This window comes from Caballeronia sp. LZ043 (genome assembly GCF_031451075.1).
GTDB lineage: Bacteria > Pseudomonadota > Gammaproteobacteria > Burkholderiales > Burkholderiaceae > Caballeronia.
The window spans coordinates 2,797,299-2,814,059 of the sequence record NZ_JARUXT010000001.1 but is presented as its reverse complement, the minus strand read 5'-3'; the positions used below and the strand labels follow the sequence as shown (position 1 = coordinate 2,814,059).

14 protein-coding genes are annotated in these 16,761 nt (G+C 61.5%); all 14 read left to right on the top strand.

From position 1 onward, the window contains the following. Positions 1-61: 61 nt before the first annotated feature. The 14 genes from QCE64_RS12875 to QCE64_RS12810 all read left to right on the top strand — a co-directional run bounded on the left by QCE64_RS12875 (position 62) and on the right by QCE64_RS12810 (position 16,636). Positions 62-1,282 carry an ABC transporter substrate-binding protein gene (locus tag QCE64_RS12875; RefSeq protein WP_309919259.1) on the top strand — a complete coding sequence of 407 codons (1,221 nt, stop codon included), beginning with the start codon at positions 62-64 and terminating at the stop codon, positions 1,280-1,282. Between the two features lie 95 nt (positions 1,283-1,377). Next, positions 1,378-2,262, top strand: coding sequence for a branched-chain amino acid ABC transporter permease (locus QCE64_RS12870; RefSeq protein WP_309810934.1), 885 nt, complete (start codon positions 1,378-1,380; stop codon positions 2,260-2,262). After that, positions 2,262-3,233, top strand: coding sequence for a branched-chain amino acid ABC transporter permease (locus QCE64_RS12865; protein ID WP_309811755.1), 972 nt, complete (start codon positions 2,262-2,264; stop codon positions 3,231-3,233). The genes QCE64_RS12870 and QCE64_RS12865 overlap by 1 nt, the downstream gene beginning before the upstream one ends. A 501-nt stretch (positions 3,234-3,734) precedes the next feature. Next, positions 3,735-4,901: an ABC transporter substrate-binding protein gene (locus tag QCE64_RS12860; protein ID WP_404987336.1), complete on the top strand. Its 1,167-nt coding sequence runs from the start codon at positions 3,735-3,737 to the stop codon at positions 4,899-4,901. A gap of 324 nt (positions 4,902-5,225) precedes the next feature. Then, on the top strand, positions 5,226-6,398 hold the full coding sequence (locus tag QCE64_RS12855) for an ABC transporter substrate-binding protein (RefSeq protein ID WP_309810925.1): 1,173 nt from the start codon (positions 5,226-5,228) through the stop codon (positions 6,396-6,398). Positions 6,399-6,541: 143 nt separating this feature from the next. Further along, on the top strand, positions 6,542-7,597 hold the full coding sequence (locus QCE64_RS12850) for a branched-chain amino acid ABC transporter permease (protein ID WP_310004021.1): 1,056 nt from the start codon (positions 6,542-6,544) through the stop codon (positions 7,595-7,597). 4 nt (positions 7,598-7,601) lie between these two features. Further along, positions 7,602-9,386 (top strand): branched-chain amino acid ABC transporter ATP-binding protein/permease, encoded by a 1,785-nt coding sequence (locus tag QCE64_RS12845; RefSeq protein ID WP_310004019.1) that lies wholly within the window; start codon positions 7,602-7,604, stop codon positions 9,384-9,386. Beyond that, positions 9,383-10,141: an ABC transporter ATP-binding protein gene (locus QCE64_RS12840; protein ID WP_404987335.1), complete on the top strand. Its 759-nt coding sequence runs from the start codon at positions 9,383-9,385 to the stop codon at positions 10,139-10,141. Before QCE64_RS12845 ends, QCE64_RS12840 begins: the two co-directional genes overlap by 4 nt. 157 nt (positions 10,142-10,298) lie before the next feature. Continuing rightward, on the top strand, positions 10,299-12,263 hold the full coding sequence (gene mnmG, locus QCE64_RS12835) for a tRNA uridine-5-carboxymethylaminomethyl(34) synthesis enzyme MnmG (protein ID WP_310004016.1): 1,965 nt from the start codon (positions 10,299-10,301) through the stop codon (positions 12,261-12,263). Then, positions 12,260-12,925 (top strand): 16S rRNA (guanine(527)-N(7))-methyltransferase RsmG, encoded by a 666-nt coding sequence (gene rsmG, locus QCE64_RS12830; protein ID WP_309919247.1) that lies wholly within the window; start codon positions 12,260-12,262, stop codon positions 12,923-12,925. Before mnmG ends, rsmG begins: the two co-directional genes overlap by 4 nt. Before the next feature lie 76 nt (positions 12,926-13,001). After that, positions 13,002-13,781 (top strand): ParA family protein, encoded by a 780-nt coding sequence (locus QCE64_RS12825; protein ID WP_309919244.1) that lies wholly within the window; start codon positions 13,002-13,004, stop codon positions 13,779-13,781. 46 nt (positions 13,782-13,827) lie between these two features. Further along, on the top strand, positions 13,828-14,730 hold the full coding sequence (locus QCE64_RS12820) for a ParB/RepB/Spo0J family partition protein (protein WP_309810907.1): 903 nt from the start codon (positions 13,828-13,830) through the stop codon (positions 14,728-14,730). A 12-nt stretch (positions 14,731-14,742) separates the two neighbouring features. After that, positions 14,743-15,879, top strand: coding sequence for an SLC13 family permease (locus tag QCE64_RS12815; protein WP_309931340.1), 1,137 nt, complete (start codon positions 14,743-14,745; stop codon positions 15,877-15,879). A gap of 211 nt (positions 15,880-16,090) precedes the next feature. Continuing rightward, a complete protein-coding gene (locus QCE64_RS12810; protein ID WP_309919238.1) occupies positions 16,091-16,636 on the top strand; it encodes an ATP synthase subunit I in 546 nt (181 codons plus the stop codon). Positions 16,637-16,761 lie beyond the last annotated feature (125 nt).

Here is a 16,761-nt window from a genome sequence, read left to right as displayed (position 1 = left end):
CCGGAATGGAAAGGGCATCACCAGTAACACCGCATCAAATCAAAAACTCATGGAGACTGGAATGAAAAAGAAGACCCTCGCGCGCCTCTCTACGTTGTGCTTTGCGGCTGCGGCGGCGAGTGTGGCGGTGATGAGCAGCAGCGCATACGCCGCCGACGGCAACACCGTGAAGATCGGCTTCGTCACCGACATGTCGGGCCTCTATGCGGACATCGACGGACAAGGCGGCCTCGAAGCGATCCGCATGGCCATCGCGGATTTCGGCGGCAAGGTGAACGGCAAGCCGATCGAACTGGTGTATGCGGACCATCAGAACAAGGCGGATATCGCCGCATCGCGCGTGCGTGAGTGGATCGACCGCGACGGGGTGAATGCGATCATCGGCGGCACGAACTCGGCCACGGCGCTCTCCAGCGCGCAGGTCACGGCCGAGAAGAAGATTCCGTACATCAACATCGGCGCGGGCGCGGACAACCTGACCAACGAGCAATGCTCGCCCTACACGGTTCACTACGCCTACGACACGATGGCGCTCGCCAAAGGCACCGGTTCCGCGGTGACCAAGCAGGGCGGCAAGACGTGGTACTTCCTGACGGCGGACTATGCGTTCGGCAAGGCGCTCGAGAAGAACACCGCGGACGTCGTGAAGGCGAGCGGCGGCCAGGTGCTGGGCGAAGTGCGCCATCCGCTGTCGGCGTCGGACTTCTCGTCGTTCCTGTTGCAGGCGCAGGGTTCGAAGGCGCAGGTGCTCGGCCTCGCCAACGCGGGCGGCGACACGGTCAATTCCATCAAGGCGGCGAAGGAATTCGGCGTCACCAAGTCGATGAAGATCGCCGCGCTGCTGATCTTCCTGTCCGACATCCACTCGCTGGGCCTGGAAACCACGCAGGGCCTCGTGGCGACGGACAGCTGGTACTGGAACAAGGACGACAAGACGCGCGCCTGGGCCAAGCGCTATTTCGACAAGATGAAGAAGATGCCGGGCAGCCTGCAGGCGGCGGACTATTCGGCGACCACGACCTATCTGAAGGCCGTGCAGGCGGCGGGCACGACCGACAGCGACAAGGTCATGGAACAGCTGAAGAAGATGAAGATCGACGACTTCTACGCGAAGGGCTACGTTCGCGAAGACGGCGCGATGATCCACGACATGTACCTGATGGAAGTGAAGAAGCCGTCGGAGTCGAAGGAACCGTGGGATTACTACAAGATCACCGCCACGATTCCGGGCGACCAGGCATTCGGCACGAAGGCGGAATCGCGCTGCAAGCTCTGGAAGTAAGCATTCGGCAGTGATTCAGCGCGTTCGCGCGGCGGGCGTCCGGTGAGGACTTCCGCCGCTGCAACCGCGTCAACACGTTTCTGACGGCAGGTTCAATGGAAATTTTCGGCATTCCACTCGCCGCAATGCTGAGCCAGCTGTTGCTGGGGCTGGTGAACGGCTCGTTCTACGCGATCCTGAGCCTGGGTCTCGCGGTGATCTTCGGCTTGCTCAACGTCATCAACTTCGCGCACGGCGCGCTGTTCATGCTGGGCGCGATGCTCGCGTGGATGGGCTACGCGTACTTCAACATTCCCTACTGGGCGATGCTCGTGCTTGCGCCGGTCATCGTCGGGCTGTTCGGCATGGTCATCGAGCGCTCGATGCTGCGCTGGCTCTACAAGCTCGACCATCTCTACGGGCTGTTGCTGACCTTCGGCCTGACGCTTGTGGTCGAGGGCGTGTTCCGCTCCATCTATGGCTCGTCGGGCCAGCCTTACGACGTGCCCTCGCTGCTGTCCGGCGCGACCAATCTCGGCTTCATGTTCCTGCCGAACTATCGTGCGTGGGTCGTGGTGGCGTCGCTGGCGGTGTGCTTCGCGACGTGGTTCGTGATCGAGAAGACGCGCCTGGGCGCGTATCTGCGCGCGGGCACGGAAAACCCGAAGCTGGTCGAGGCGTTCGGCGTCAACGTGCCGCTGATGATCACGCTGACCTACGGCTTCGGCGTGGCGCTCGCGGCCTTCGCCGGCGTGCTGGCCGCGCCCGTGATCCAGGTGTCGCCGCTGATGGGGCAGTCGATGATCATCACCGTGTTCGCGGTCGTCGTGATCGGCGGCATGGGTTCGATCATGGGCTCAATCCTCACGGGTCTCCTGCTCGGCGTGATCGAAGGTTTCACGCGCGTGTTCTATCCGGAAGCGTCCGCGACGGTCGTCTTCGTCATCATGGCGATCGTGTTGATGATTCGCCCGGCAGGACTCTTCGGCAAGGAAAAATGATGCAGAGAAAAGCGCTCTACGGCCTGTTGCTGATCGGCCTGATCGTGGCGCCGTTCGTCGGCGTGTATCCGCTGTTCATGATGAAGGTGCTGTGTTTCGCGCTGTTCGCCGCAGCCTTCAACCTGCTGATTGGCTATACCGGCTTGCTCTCGTTCGGCCACGCGATGTTTCTCGCGACCGCCGGTTACGTCGCCGGCTATTCGATCCAGACCATCGGTTTGACGCCGGAACTCGGCGTGATCGCGGGTACGGCGGCGGCGACGCTGCTCGGGCTCGTTGCGGGGCTGCTGGCGATCCGCCGCCAGGGCATCTACTTCGCGATGGTCACGCTCGCGCTCGCGCAGATGGTGTACTTCGTGTTCCTGCAGGCGCCGTTCACGCACGGCGAAGACGGCTTGCAGGGCGTGCCGCGCGGCAAGCTGTTCAACATGATCGATCTCGGCAGCGACATCACGCTTTACTACGTCGTGCTGGTCGTGATGCTGCTCGCATTCGCGCTGATCGTGCGCATCGTGCATTCGCCGTTTGGCGAGGTACTGATCGCGATCAAGGAGAACGAGCCGCGCGCGGTGTCGCTCGGCTACGATACGTCGCGCTACAAGCTGCTGGCCTTCGTGCTGTCGGCGGGACTCGCGGGACTGGCGGGCGCCACCAAGACGCTCGTGCTTGGCTTCGAGACGCTCGGCGACGCCTACTGGACCATGTCCGGCCTGGTGGTGCTGATGACGCTCGTCGGCGGCATGAGCACGATGTTCGGACCACTGCTCGGCGCCGCGATCATCGTCGCGCTGGAGGACCGGCTCGGCGACATCGGCGGAGGTCTCGCGCGGCTGACCGGCATGACGTGGTTCAACTCGCTCGGGGAATCCGTGACCATCGTGACCGGCGTGATCTTCATTGCCTGCGTGCTGGCGTTCCGGCGCGGCATTGTCGGGGAGATCGTCGCGCGGGTCCGTCCGCTGCAAGGCTGAAATCCGCGGAGCCACGCACTGAGGCGTGTTTTATTGCAAGAAGTACGCCCCTTCCGGGTGCTTTCATGCACCACTAGGGTAAATGCTAGGTTGTCGTGCACTGTTGCGTTCTTTAACATTCGGTCTAGTTCTGTTGCACCCAGATTTTTGAGGTGGAGAACGAGGAGACATGAGGCACGAAGTGCCCGACCGAAAAGCGCTGTTGGATGAGTCCAACAGCGCTTTTTTTATTGCCCACTGATTATGTGATTAAATTCGGCGGGCGATTTTAAACGGGGTTTTCCCTGAGGCTTCCCAGCTTGCGCGAGATGATTGCGCAAGGCCTTGAAAAACAATGCGAAAAGCCACACGGGAGAGCCTTCAAAACGCTTGCTGCGCAGCGCATGCCTCGCTAAACTGCATTTCCCGACCCACTGGTCGGGAATTCGCGGCGAGCGCAATTCAGGGGCATTTTCGCGAGCAGATCATCACGAAGAAACACGAATTACGGGGCGCACATCAATGAAGTTGGCTTCACGCATCAGCGCGGTCGCAATGGCCGTTGTCGGGTTTTCGGCGGTATTCAGCACTCAGGTTTGGGCGGACGTGAAAGTCGGCGTGACGGTCTCGGCGACCGGTCCGGCCGCGTCGCTCGGCATTCCGGAAAAGAACACCATTGCCTTGCTGCCGAAGGAAGTCGCTGGTCAGAAGATCCAGTACATCGTGCTGGATGACGCCACGGACTCCACCCAGGCCGTGAAGAACGCGCGCAAGCTGACGAGCGAAGATCATGTCGATGCACTGGTCGGCTCCACCGTGGTGCCCAACTCGCTCGCGATGATCGACATCGCTTCCGAAACGCAAACGCCGATGATCTCGATGGCCGCCGCCGCGAGCATCGTCGAACCGATGGATGCCAAGCGCGCGTGGGTCTTCAAGACACCGCAGAATGACATCCTGATGGCCACCGCCATCGCGCAGCACATGTCGAATCATGGCGTTAAGACGGTGGCGTTCATCGGCTTCAGCGACGCCTATGGCGAAAGCTGGTTCAAGGAATTCTCGAAGGCCGCCGACCTCGCGAAGATCAAGGTCGTCGCGAACGAGCGCTTCGCGCGCAACGATGCATCGGTCACGGGCCAGGTGCTCAAGATGATGTCGCAGAACCCGGATGCGGTGCTGATCGCGGGCGCGGGCACGCCGGCCGCGCTGCCGCAGAAGACGCTCAAGGAGCGGGGCTACAAGGGCAAGCTCTATCAGACGCACGGCGTCGCGAACAATGACTTCCTGCGCGTGTGCGGCAAGGATTGCGAAGGCACCTTCCTGCCGGCGGGTCCGCTGCTGGTCGCGGAGCAATTGCCTGACAGCAACCCGGTAAAGCAGGCCGCGCTGACCTACAAGAAGGCCTATGAAGGCGCGTATGGCGCGGGTTCGGTGTCGACCTTCGGCGGTCACGCGTGGGACGCGGGCCTCATTCTCCAGCGCGCCATTCCGCTTGCGCTGAAGAAGGGTCAGCCGGGCACGCCGGCGTTCCGTGAAGCGCTGCGCGCCGCTATCGAAGAGACGAAGAATCTGCCGGCCTCGCACGGGATCTTCAACATGAGCGCGAACGATCACTCCGGACTCGACCAGCGCGCCCGCGTGATGGTCGAGATCGTCGGCGGCAAGTGGAAGCTCTCGGGCAACTGACGGAATCGTATGTGAACTGATTCGGAAACCAAGGCGCGTCGAAGCAGAACGCGCCTTTTTTCTGTGTGGTGCAGTTGGCGGGAAGCGACGGAAAGAAGAGGGCGCAAAGCCTCGCGGAATGCTCACGTGCAGTCAGGGCAACACGTCGCGCAACGGTCAGGGAAAACCACCCTTGGCATGCAATATGGCGGTAAATAGATTGGGGCGGCCCTTTGCATGGCCTGGCTCGATTGGCCCACAAGAGGCGGCATCGATAACAACTCGCAGCAGCGCACCGCTGGGGTGCGTGTTGGCAAAACGAGCACGTCGCGTTTGGAGACAGCAATGAAAACGAAGAAGGCATGGATCAGGACGAGCATGGCGCTCGCACTTGCGGGCGGCGCGCTGCTCGGCACGGGTGCGGCATATGCCCAGGTGAAGATCGGCGTGACGCTCTCGGCGACGGGCCCGGCGGCATCGCTTGGGATTCCCGAGAAAAATACCGTCGCGCTGTTGCCGAAGGAAATCGCCGGCAAGTCGGTCGAGTGGATCGTGCTCGACGACGGCTCGGACACGAGCCGCGCGGTGCAGAACACGCGCAAGCTGATCGACGAGGATCATGTGGATGCGATCGTCGGCTCGACCGTGACGCCGAACTCGCTCGCGATGATCGACCCCGCCGCGTCCGGCAAGACGCCGATGATCTCGATGGCCGCATCGGCCGCGATCATCGCGCCGATGGATGCGAAGAAGGCATGGGTCTTCAAGACGCCGCAGAACGATGCCTTGATGGCCGATGCGATCGCGAGCTACATGGAGAAGCACGGCGTGAAGACGGTGGGCTTCATCGGCTTCGCGGATGCCTACGGCGACGGCTGGTACAACGTCTTCAACACGGCCGCAGCGGCGCACAAGCTGAAGATCGTCACGAACGAACGGTATAACCGCACGGACACGTCGGTGACCGGACAAGTATTGAAGACGATGGGCGCGAATCCGGACGCGGTGCTGATCGCGGGCGCGGGCACGCCTTCGGCGCTGCCGGCCAAGGCGCTGAAGGAGCGCGGCTACAAGGGCAAGGTTTATCAGACGCACGGCGTGGCCAACAACGACTTCCTGCGCGTGTGCGGCAAGGATTGCGAAGGCGAGATCCTGCCCGCGGGCCCGGTGCTGGTGACCGAGCAGCTGCCGGCGAGCAATCCGGTGAAGAAGTCTTCGGCGGCGTACAAGGACGCGTATGAGAAGGCCTATGGCGCGGGGTCGCTGTCGACCTTCGGCGGCCATGCATGGGATGCCGGCCAGATGCTTCAGCGGGCCATTCCCGAGGCGCTCAAGAAAGGCCAGCCGGGCACGCCGGAATTCCGCGAGGCGCTGCGCGCCGCGCTGGAAAACCTGAAGGACCTGCCGGTCGCGCACGGCATCATGAACACGACTCCGACCGATCACAACGGTTTCGACGATCGCGCGCGCGTGATGGTGCAGATCGTCGACGGAAAGTGGAAGTTGCTGAACGACTAAGCCGTGTGTCGCGCGTCACCGCGCGTTCATGCGTCTTAATTTCGAGATGACGGGGCGGCGCACCGGCAACGGCGCGCCGCTTCGAGCATGCGAGGCCGCGGATTCCGGTGCGCCTGTTCCACGAGAAGCTTTGAAGAGGAAGTATGGACTTATCGATTGCGGCGATTCTCGCGCAGGACGGGATCACCACAGGCGCGATCTACGCGTTGCTGGCGTTGGCGCTGGTGCTCGTGTTCTCCGTCACGCGGGTCATTTTCATACCGCAGGGCGAGTTCGTCGCGTACGGCGCGCTGACGCTCGCGGCCCTGCAAACACAGAAGCTGCCGGCGACCTGCTATCTGCTCATCGCCATGGGCGTGGGCTGCTTCGTCGCCGAAACGGCCGGCATCGTGCGTCATCCCGCGCGATATCACCAGATCGGACGCTTGCTGGCTGTGCTCGCAGGCAAGTATCTGCTGTTCCCGGTGGCCGTGTGGGCGCTGACCCAGGCGGTCGCTCCCCAGACGCTGCCGATGATCGCGCAGATCGCGCTGACGCTTCTGATCGTCGTGCCGATGGGGCCGTTCGTCTACCGCCTCGCCTATGAGCCGATCGCAGAGGCGAGCACGCTGCTGCTGCTGATCGTTGCCGTAGCCGTGCATTTCGCGATGGTGGGACTCGGGCTCGTCATGTTCGGCGCCGAAGGTTCGCGCACGACAGCCTTCTCCGATGCCAACTTCAATCTCGGCAGCGTGTCGATCTCCGGGCAAAGCCTGTGGGTGGTCGGAACGGCGGTGGTGCTGATCGTCGCGCTGTACTTCTATTTCGATCGCTCGATTTCCGGCAAGGCGCTCCGCGCAACGTCGGTGAATCGTCTCGGCGCGCGGCTGGTCGGCATCGGCACGACGCAGGCGGGGCGGCTCGCCTTCACGCTCGCCGCGGGCCTCGGCGCGCTGTGCGGCGTGCTGGTCGCGCCCATCACGACGATCTACTACGACTCGGGCTTCCTGATCGGCCTGAAGGGCTTCGTGGGCGCCATTGTCGGCGGTCTGGTGAGTTATCCGCTCGCGGCAGCCGGGTCGCTGCTCGTCGGGCTGCTCGAATCGTATTCGTCGTTCTGGGCGAGTGCCTATAAGGAAGTGATCGTCTTCACCCTGATCATTCCGGTGTTGCTGTGGCGGAGCCTGGCAACGCCGCATACGGATGAGGACGAGGAGTAAGCGGATGAAATTCCTGAAACGTTATCGATTCTTCTGGGTGTTCCTGCTGGTCGTCTTCGCGCTGCCGGTGCTACCGGGACCGGCCGCCGTGCCGGAGTACTGGATCACGCTGCTGAACTACATCGGGCTTTATTCGATCGTTGCGATCGGGCTCGTGCTGCTGACCGGGATCGGCGGCATGACGAGCTTCGGGCAGGCCGCGTTCGTGGGCGTCGGCGCCTATGCAACGGCCTTCTTGACGACGCAGTACGGCGTTTCGCCGTGGCTTGCGCTGATTGCAGGCGTCGTGCTGACCGCTTTCATTGCGCTGTTGCTCGGGCTGATCACCATGCGTCTCTCGGGCCACTTCCTGCCGCTTGGCACGATCGCCTGGGGCCTGTCGCTGTTCTATCTGTTCGGCAACATGGAATTGCTCGGCAAGTACGACGGCATCAACGGCATTCCGGTTTTGAGCGTCTTCGGATGGCAGCTCGAATCGGGCAGGAGCATTTACTACCTGATCTGGGTGGTCGTGCTGCTGGCGGTGATTTCGGTTCAGAACCTTCTGAACAGCCGGCCGGGACGTGCCATTCGCGCGCTGCGCGGCGGCGGCACCATGGCCGAGGCAATGGGCGTGAACACCGCGTGGATGCGGGTCACCATCTTCATCTATGCGGCGGTCCTGGCGGCCATTTCCGGCTTCCTGTACGCGCATTTGCAGCGCGCCGTCAATCCGACGCCGTTCGGCCTGAATCACGGCATCGAATTCCTGTTCATGGCGGTAGTGGGCGGGGTATCGCATGTCTGGGGTGCGATTCTCGGCGCCACGATCCTCACCGTTCTGCAGGACTATCTGCAAACCTGGTTGCCCAAGCTGATCGGGGCGAACGGCAACTTCGAGATCATCGTGTTCGGCGTCGTGATGGTGTTGCTGCTCCAGTATGCGCGGCAGGGCGTATGGCCGTTCGTCGCACGACTTTTTCCGCGTGGGCCGAGTGCACATGTTCCCGAGCACGGAGAAGCTTTGCCGCAGCGCAGCAAACCGGCGACGGGAGAACGTCTGCTGGTCGTTGAAAAGGCGCGCAAGCAATTCGGCGGGCTGGTTGCCGTCAATGACGTGAGCTTCGAAGTCAAGGCAGGCGAGATCATCGGTTTGATCGGTCCGAATGGCGCGGGAAAATCGACGACGTTCAATCTCGTCACCGGCGTGTTGCAGGCGACCAGTGGTGCGATCAGCTTTCACGGCGAACGCATCGAGAAGCTCACGTCGCGCGATATCGTCAAGCGGGGTATCGGGCGAACCTTCCAACACGTGAAGATGCTGCCCGGCATGACCGTGCTCGAAAACGTGGCGATTGGCGCGCATCTGCGCGGCACGACAGGCGTGTGGCGAAGCATTGTTCGCTTGAATGCAGCCGAGGAAGCCCGGTTGATGGCGGAAGCGGCCAGGCAGATTCGGCGCGTCGGGCTCGAGAAGCACATCTACAGCGAGGCCGGAAGTCTGGCGCTTGGCCAGCAGCGGATTCTGGAAATCGCGCGTGCGCTCTGCTGTGATCCGACTTTGTTATTGCTCGATGAGCCCGCCGCTGGTTTGCGTTATCAGGAAAAACAACAGCTGGCTGAACTGCTTCGCAAGCTGCGCGCGGAAGGGATGAGCATTCTTCTGGTCGAACACGACATGGATTTCGTCATGAATCTGACGGATCGACTCGTCGTAATGGAATTCGGCACGAAGATCGCGGAAGGACTGCCGGTCGACGTGCAGAAGGATCCTGCGGTGCTGGAAGCGTATTTGGGCGGGGTGGAATGATGTCGCAGATTACGAATCCGATTCTGCAAGTGGATGGCTTGTCGGTGAGATACGGCAAGGTCGAGGCGTTGCACGACGGCAAGCTCACGGTCGGCGCCGGTCAGATCGTGTCCGTGATCGGCCCGAACGGCGCCGGCAAGTCGACACTGCTGAACGCCATCATGGGTGCGTTGCCGTCATCGGGACATGCCAAAGGCTCGGTGCGTTACCTTGGTGAAGAAGTGTCTGCACTGGCGATCGAACGGCGGGTATCGCGAGGCATGTGTCTCGTCCCGGAAAAGCGTGAGCTATTCGCCACGATGGCGGTGGAAGACAACTTGATTCTCGGAGCGTATCGGCGCAAGCGGGCCGGCGAGCGAAACTTCCTGGATCAGATCGATGAGGTCTACCGCTTGTTTCCGCGTCTCAAGGAACGGCGGAAGCAGGCGGCGGGAACGCTGTCGGGCGGGGAGCGGCAGATGCTGGCAGTCGGGCGGGCGCTGATGGGCAAGCCGCAGTTGCTGATGCTCGACGAACCGAGCCTTGGTCTCGCTCCGCTGATCGTTAAAGAGATCTTCCACATCATCAGTGCATTGCGACAGAGTGGCGTTGCGACGCTGCTGATCGAGCAGAATGCCCGCGCGGCGCTCCAGATTTCGGACTATGGATATGTCTTGGAAACCGGCGAGTTTGCGTTGGAAGGCAAGGCGGATGATCTGCAGCACGATCCTCAGGTGATTGAAACTTATCTCGGTCTGTCCAAGAAAATGGCCTAGATGCTTTGTTTCATGCTGTCGAAGAGGGGCGTGTTTCACGTGAAACACGCTTTTTTTTCGCGCATCGGACCTGCGTCGAAGTTGAGGAAGAGAAGAAACCGTTATAATTCAAGGCTGTTCTCTCTTCAGGATCGTGTCGTTCGCACACGAGATCCCAATGCTTTATCCCACTGAATTTGACGTGATCGTCGTTGGCGGCGGTCATGCGGGCACTGAGGCGGCGCTTGCTTCAGCACGCATGGGCTGCAAGACGCTCCTTCTGACGCACAATATTGAGACGCTCGGCCAGATGAGCTGCAATCCGTCGATTGGCGGCATCGGCAAAGGGCATTTGGTCAAGGAAGTCGATGCGCTCGGCGGCGCAATGGCAGCGGCGACGGATGAATCGGGCATCCAGTTTCGCATCCTCAACTCTTCGAAGGGCCCAGCTGTTCGCGCGACGCGGGCGCAGGCTGATCGGCTGCTCTACAAGCAGGCGATACGTCATCGGCTGGAGAATCAGCCGAATCTGTGGCTATTCCAGCAGGCAGTGGAAGATCTGATGGTGGAGGGGGATCGCGTTGTCGGCGCGGTGACGCAGGTGGGATTGCGTTTCCGAGGCCGGGCGGTCGTTTTGACGGCTGGGACCTTCCTCGACGGAAAGATCCATGTTGGTTTGAATAATTACGTCGGTGGCCGTGCAGGCGATCCCGCAGCCGTGTCGCTTTCTGCGCGTCTCAAGGAACTGAAGCTCCCTCAGGGCCGGCTCAAGACCGGTACGCCGCCGCGAATCGACGGCCGGACGATCGATTTCTCGCAGCTCGAGGAACAGCCCGGCGATCTCGATCCCATCCCGGTCTTCTCGTTCCTTGGCCGCGTTGAGCAGCATCCCCGCCAAGTGCCGTGCTGGGTTACCCATACCAACGCACAGACGCATGACATCATCCGCTCGGGCCTGGATCGTTCGCCGATGTACACCGGCGTAATCGAGGGGGTAGGGCCGCGCTACTGTCCGTCGATCGAAGACAAGATTCACCGGTTTGCTTCGAAGGATGCGCACCAGATTTTTCTCGAACCGGAAGGGCTCACGACCAATGAGTTTTATCCGAACGGGATCTCAACCAGCCTGCCGTTCGACGTCCAGCTTGACTTGGTCCGCTCGATGCGTGGTCTCGAGCATGCGCACATTCTTCGCCCCGGCTACGCGATCGAATATGACTATTTCGACCCGCGCGCGTTGAAGGCCTCCCTTGAAACCAAGGCGATCAACGGTCTGTTCTTCGCCGGGCAGATCAATGGGACCACCGGATACGAAGAAGCGGCGGCTCAGGGACTTCTGGCCGGGATCAACGCCGGACTACAAGTCCAAAGAAAGGATGCGTGGTCGCCGCGACGTGACCAGGCCTATTTGGGTGTGCTGGTCGACGATCTGGTGACACGCGGCGTGTCCGAGCCGTATCGGATGTTCACCAGCCGTGCGGAGTATCGTCTTTCGTTACGCGAAGACAATGCAGACATGCGCTTGACGGAAGCGGGTAGGGAGTTGGGCGTTATTGATGACGCACGCTGGGATGCGTTCAGTCGCAAGCGTGATGCTGTTTCACGTGAAACACAGCGTCTGCGTGTGACGTGGGTTAATCCTAAAACGCTGCCGGCAGAAGAGGCGACAGCACTGCTCGGTAAGCCGATCGACCACGAATATAGCCTTGCAGACCTGCTGCGTCGTCCGGAAGTGTCCTATGACGCGATCTGCGCCCTTCGCGATGGAGAATGCGGACCGGACGCCGGACTCGCGGACGATCCGGTGTTGCTGGCGCAGATCAAGGAACAGATCGAAATCGGCGTGAAGTACCAAGGTTATATCGAGCGTCAAGCCGACGAAATCATGCGCAATGGCGCGCAGGAAAACACCCGTTTGCCGGACGGGCTCGACTACAACGAAGTCCGCGGGCTGTCGTTCGAAGCGCGCCAGAAGCTTATGCAGCATCGACCGGAGACGATCGGGCAGGCCTCGCGCATTTCGGGCATCACGCCAGCGGCGATCTCGTTGCTGATGGTTCACCTCAAGCGCGGCGCTGGCCGTCGAGGTCGTAACTCGGCGGAAGATTCATCCTCGGCAGGCAAACCGACGGCGGTTCAATGACGGAACGCCCATCCTCGCTCGCGACGATACTGGACAAGGGCGCCGCCGATCTCTCCATTTCGCTTTCTCCTGAGCAAAAACAAAAGCTGCTCGACTATGTCGCGCTGCTCGGCAAGTGGAACGCCGTCTACAACCTGACGGCCATCCGCGATCCTGAGCAAATGATGATTCAGCATATTCTGGATTCGCTCGCCATCGTGCCGATGGTGTCTGCCCGCCATCCGTCGACGGTGCTCGATGTCGGCTCGGGTGGCGGACTGCCAGGCGTCGTGCTGGCGATCACCCTGCCGGACGTCCGCGTGACATTGAACGACATCGTCCATAAAAAGAGTGCCTTTCAGTCGCAAGTCAAGGCTCAGTTGAGCCTTGTCAATCTGTCCGTCGTAACGGGGCGCGTCGAAGCGCTGCGTCCAGGTATCGAAATACCCGAAAAATTCGATGTAATCGTGTCTCGCGCATTCGCAGAGCTCTCCGATTTCGTTACACTTTCGCGTCATCTGGTCGAAGTCGATGGGCGCATTCTCGCGATGAAAGGCATCAAGCCCGATGCCGAAGTCGCACGTCTCCCGACGGGCGCAACGGTGCTCGGCGTGGAGCGTCTGAAAGTGCCGATGCTCGACGCCGAGCGACATCTGATCGAAATAGCCGTCGCAGCAGAATGACGGTTCGCCGCACCGTTCGATCCGGCATTCCAGGCACGCTGATCTTCTGACAGCGGAATAACGAGGACACTAAACGATGGCAAAAATCTTCTGCGTCGCAAATCAGAAGGGCGGCGTTGGAAAGACCACGACGGCGGTCAACCTCGCGGCGAGCCTCGGCGGGCTCGGGCAACGCGTACTGCTGATCGATCTTGATCCGCAAGGTAACGCAACCATGGGCAGCGGCATCGACAAGGCAGCCTGCGAGAACACTGTGTACGAAGTGCTCGTCGATGGCGTGGCCGTTCGCGACGCCCGCGTGCGTCCCGGTGCAGTGAACTACGACGTGGTACCGGCCAATCGCGAACTGGCAGGCGCGGAGGTTGAGCTCGTCGACATGGAAAATCGCGAGCGCATCCTGCGCAACGCGATTGCCGAGGTAGTCGATGACTATGACTTCGTCCTGATCGATTGCCCCCCGGCGCTGTCGCTGCTGACGCTCAACGCATTGTGCGCGGCGCACGGCGTCGTCATTCCGATGCAGTGCGAGTACTTCGCGCTGGAAGGACTGTCCGACCTCGTGAACACGATCAAGCAGGTCCATGCCAATCTCAACCGCGAGCTGACGGTCATCGGCCTGCTGCGCGTGATGTTCGATCCGCGGATCACTTTGCAGCAACAGGTGTCGGACCAGCTGAAGGAGCACTTCGGCAGCAAGCTGTTCGATGTCGTCATCCCGCGCAACGTGCGTCTTGCCGAGGCGCCGAGCTACGGGCTGCCGGGGGTCGTGTTCGACAAGTCGTCGCGCGGCGCCCAGGCGTATATCCAGTTCGGCACGGAAATGATCGAGCGCGTGCGCGCGCTGAACGTGAACTGAGCAACACCCATTCGATGCGGCAGCGAACGCCGACGGAGGAACCGAAATGAGCGCTGTGATGAAGAAGAAGGGGTTGGGCCGGGGCCTGGATGCATTGCTCGGCGGCAGTGTCGACATCACCGAAGCCGTGCGCGGTGAGGGCACGCCCTCGGTGCTGGCGCTGGACAAGCTGCAGGCCGGCAAATACCAGCCGCGAACGCGCATGGACGAAGGCGCGCTCCAGGAGCTGGCCGCGAGCATCCGTGCTCAAGGGTTGATGCAACCCATTCTCGTGCGCTCGGTAGGCGACAACCGCTACGAAATCATCGCGGGCGAACGACGGTTTCGAGCCGCGCGGCTGGCCGGACTCGACGAAGTGCCGGTGCTCGTGAAAAACGTGCCAGATCAGGCCGCGGCGGCGATGGCGCTGATCGAGAACATCCAGCGCGAGGACTTGAATCCGCTCGAAGAGGCGCAGGGCATCCAGCGTCTGCTCGATGAATTCCGTTTTACGCACGAACAGGCAGCAGAGTCGGTCGGCCGCTCGCGCAGTGCCGTATCCAACCTGCTGCGCCTGCTCAATCTGGCGACACCCGTCCAGACGATGCTCCTCGCCGGCGATCTCGACATGGGCCACGCACGCGCGCTGCTGGCCGTGGACGCCGCCACGCAGATCCAGCTGGCCAATCATGTGGTCAACCGCCGCCTGTCGGTGCGTGAAACCGAACGTCTCGTCGCGGCGACGACGAAGGAAGCGCCGGCGACCAAAGCGCGTGTAGCTAACGATGGTGGCCGCGATACGCGCCGTCTGGAAGAAGAACTGTCCGATTTGTTGTCCGCGAACGTAAAGATCAAGGTCGGTGGAAGAGGGCGCGGCAAGGTCACGATCGACTTCGGCACGCTCGATTCGCTCGAAGGCATCCTGAGCAAACTGCGTGGCAGCATCGAATCGACTACACCGACTGCCTGACGATCGCGGATCGTGTCCGAGGTCAACGTCAAGCGTACGCGGCCGGACTGGATCGGACGCATCTGGAGGACCGTCTCGAAGGAGCCGGTCCTCGCCATTCTGGTGTTCGCGCTGGTCGTGCTGCAGGTCGTGCAGCCGCGCCCGTGGCCGTCCTTGCCTGGCCTCGTCGACTGGCAAACGGTCCTGACGCTCGCGGGTCTTCTGATCCTGACGAAAGCCATCGAATTATCAGGATTCCTGATGTGGGCGGCGCATCGGCTCGTGCATCACATCCACGGCGAGCGCACGCTTGCATTGCTGCTGGTTGCGCTCGCGGCGGGCCTGTCCACCGTGCTCACCAACGACGTCGCGCTCTTCGCGGTCGTGCCGCTTGCGCTGTCGCTGCACAAGCTCGCGCCCTTGCCGATCAAACGGCTGGTCATCGTGATCGCGCTCGCGGTGAATGCGGGATCGATTCTCACGCCGCTCGGCAATCCGCAGAATCTCTTCCTCTGGCAGACGAGCGGTGTCGCGTTCGGCGCCTTCGTCTGGACGATGCTGCCGCTGTGCGCGGCGTTGATGGTGCTGCTGGCCATCGTGACGTTCGCGATGTTCCGCGGCGCGCCGCTCGACCTGTCCAGCGACGTCGAAGAGCATCGGGTGGATCGCGTGCTGTGCGTCGTCAGTGCCGTGGCGTTCGCCGCGTTCGTCTATCTCGCCGATGCCCATCATGTCGGACCCGCGCTCGCCGTCCTGGCTGCCGGATTCCTGCTCTGGCGGCGTGAGGCAGTCTTCAAGATCGACTGGCTGCTGCTGCTCATCTTCGTGCTGATGTTCATCGTGTTGCGCAGTGCCGCTGCATTGCCCGTGATTCATCAAGCCATCGCGCATCTCGGCATCGACACGCCGGTCAGGGCGTACGCGGCGGGCGCCGTGCTGTCGCAGGGTATCAGCAACGTTCCGGCTGCCATCGTGCTCGCCGAGTTCTCGAAGGACTGGCGTGCACTGACCTTCGGCGTGAGCGTGGGTGGCTTCGGCATCGCCATCGGTTCACTGGCCAATCTGATCGCGGTCAGGCTGTCTAACGAGAAGGGCATGTGGATGCCGTTTCATATCGTATCGATCCCGTTCTGGATCGTGGCGATGATCATCGGATGGGTGCTTGTTTGAGGCTCGGAGACACCTCTGCCAGCACATGAGAATCTGCTTGCAATTGCAAGGAAAGTCTCGTTTTCGAGAACCTTTTCGGCATGCTTTTTCACTGCCTTTTGACACACCTAAACTATTGAATCCGTGACAACAATCGCTTACAATCGCCCGGATTTATCAGCTAGGCCACCTCGAAAGCGCCGCGAAAGCGCAGGGTGATTTCCCCGGACTTTTGGTTGAAGGTTTGAAGACGGTGCGAGAGAAAAATCGAGCGCCGGACGCGCATGCAACCGACGCTGCGCACGTCCCCGGAAATCAGCCGCACAGTACGTCGAGCGAGTCGTGGGACGCCGAAGCGCAAGATAACAATATCGTTCCGCTCACGCGGGATCAGGCAGAGAAGCTGTTTGGCCCGGAAGTGAGTCGTCCATCGCGTGTCACGCCGTTTCGGGTCGTGGCGGCGCAAATGGTTTTGTCCCTGGGTGCGACGCTGCTGTGGTGGCTGTTTTACAAGCCACCGGGCGATGCTGCGCTGTCAGCCTTCCTGGGAGGAGCGATCTGCTGGGCGCCGAGTGCCTTGTTCGCCGCGCGCCTGAAGGCAAAGAGCGGCGCGGAGACGATCGTGAGCTGGATGATCGGCGAGGCGCTCAAGATGGGAGCGACGATTGCTATGTTCGTGGCGATCGCGTTCTGGTACAAGAGCGCGTTGTGGCTGCCGCTGCTCGTGACTTACATCATCGCTCTGAAGACTTACTGGGTTGCAATGGCGCTACGGTGACATTCCATGACGTCCCAGGTAAGCGCCCGCAGCACCGATTGCAAGTAGCATCATGAATGAACAGGTGCGGAACAGTTTCCGCACTCGGGCCTCCCGCCCGGAGACGCGACGCGAAGCGGCGTCCC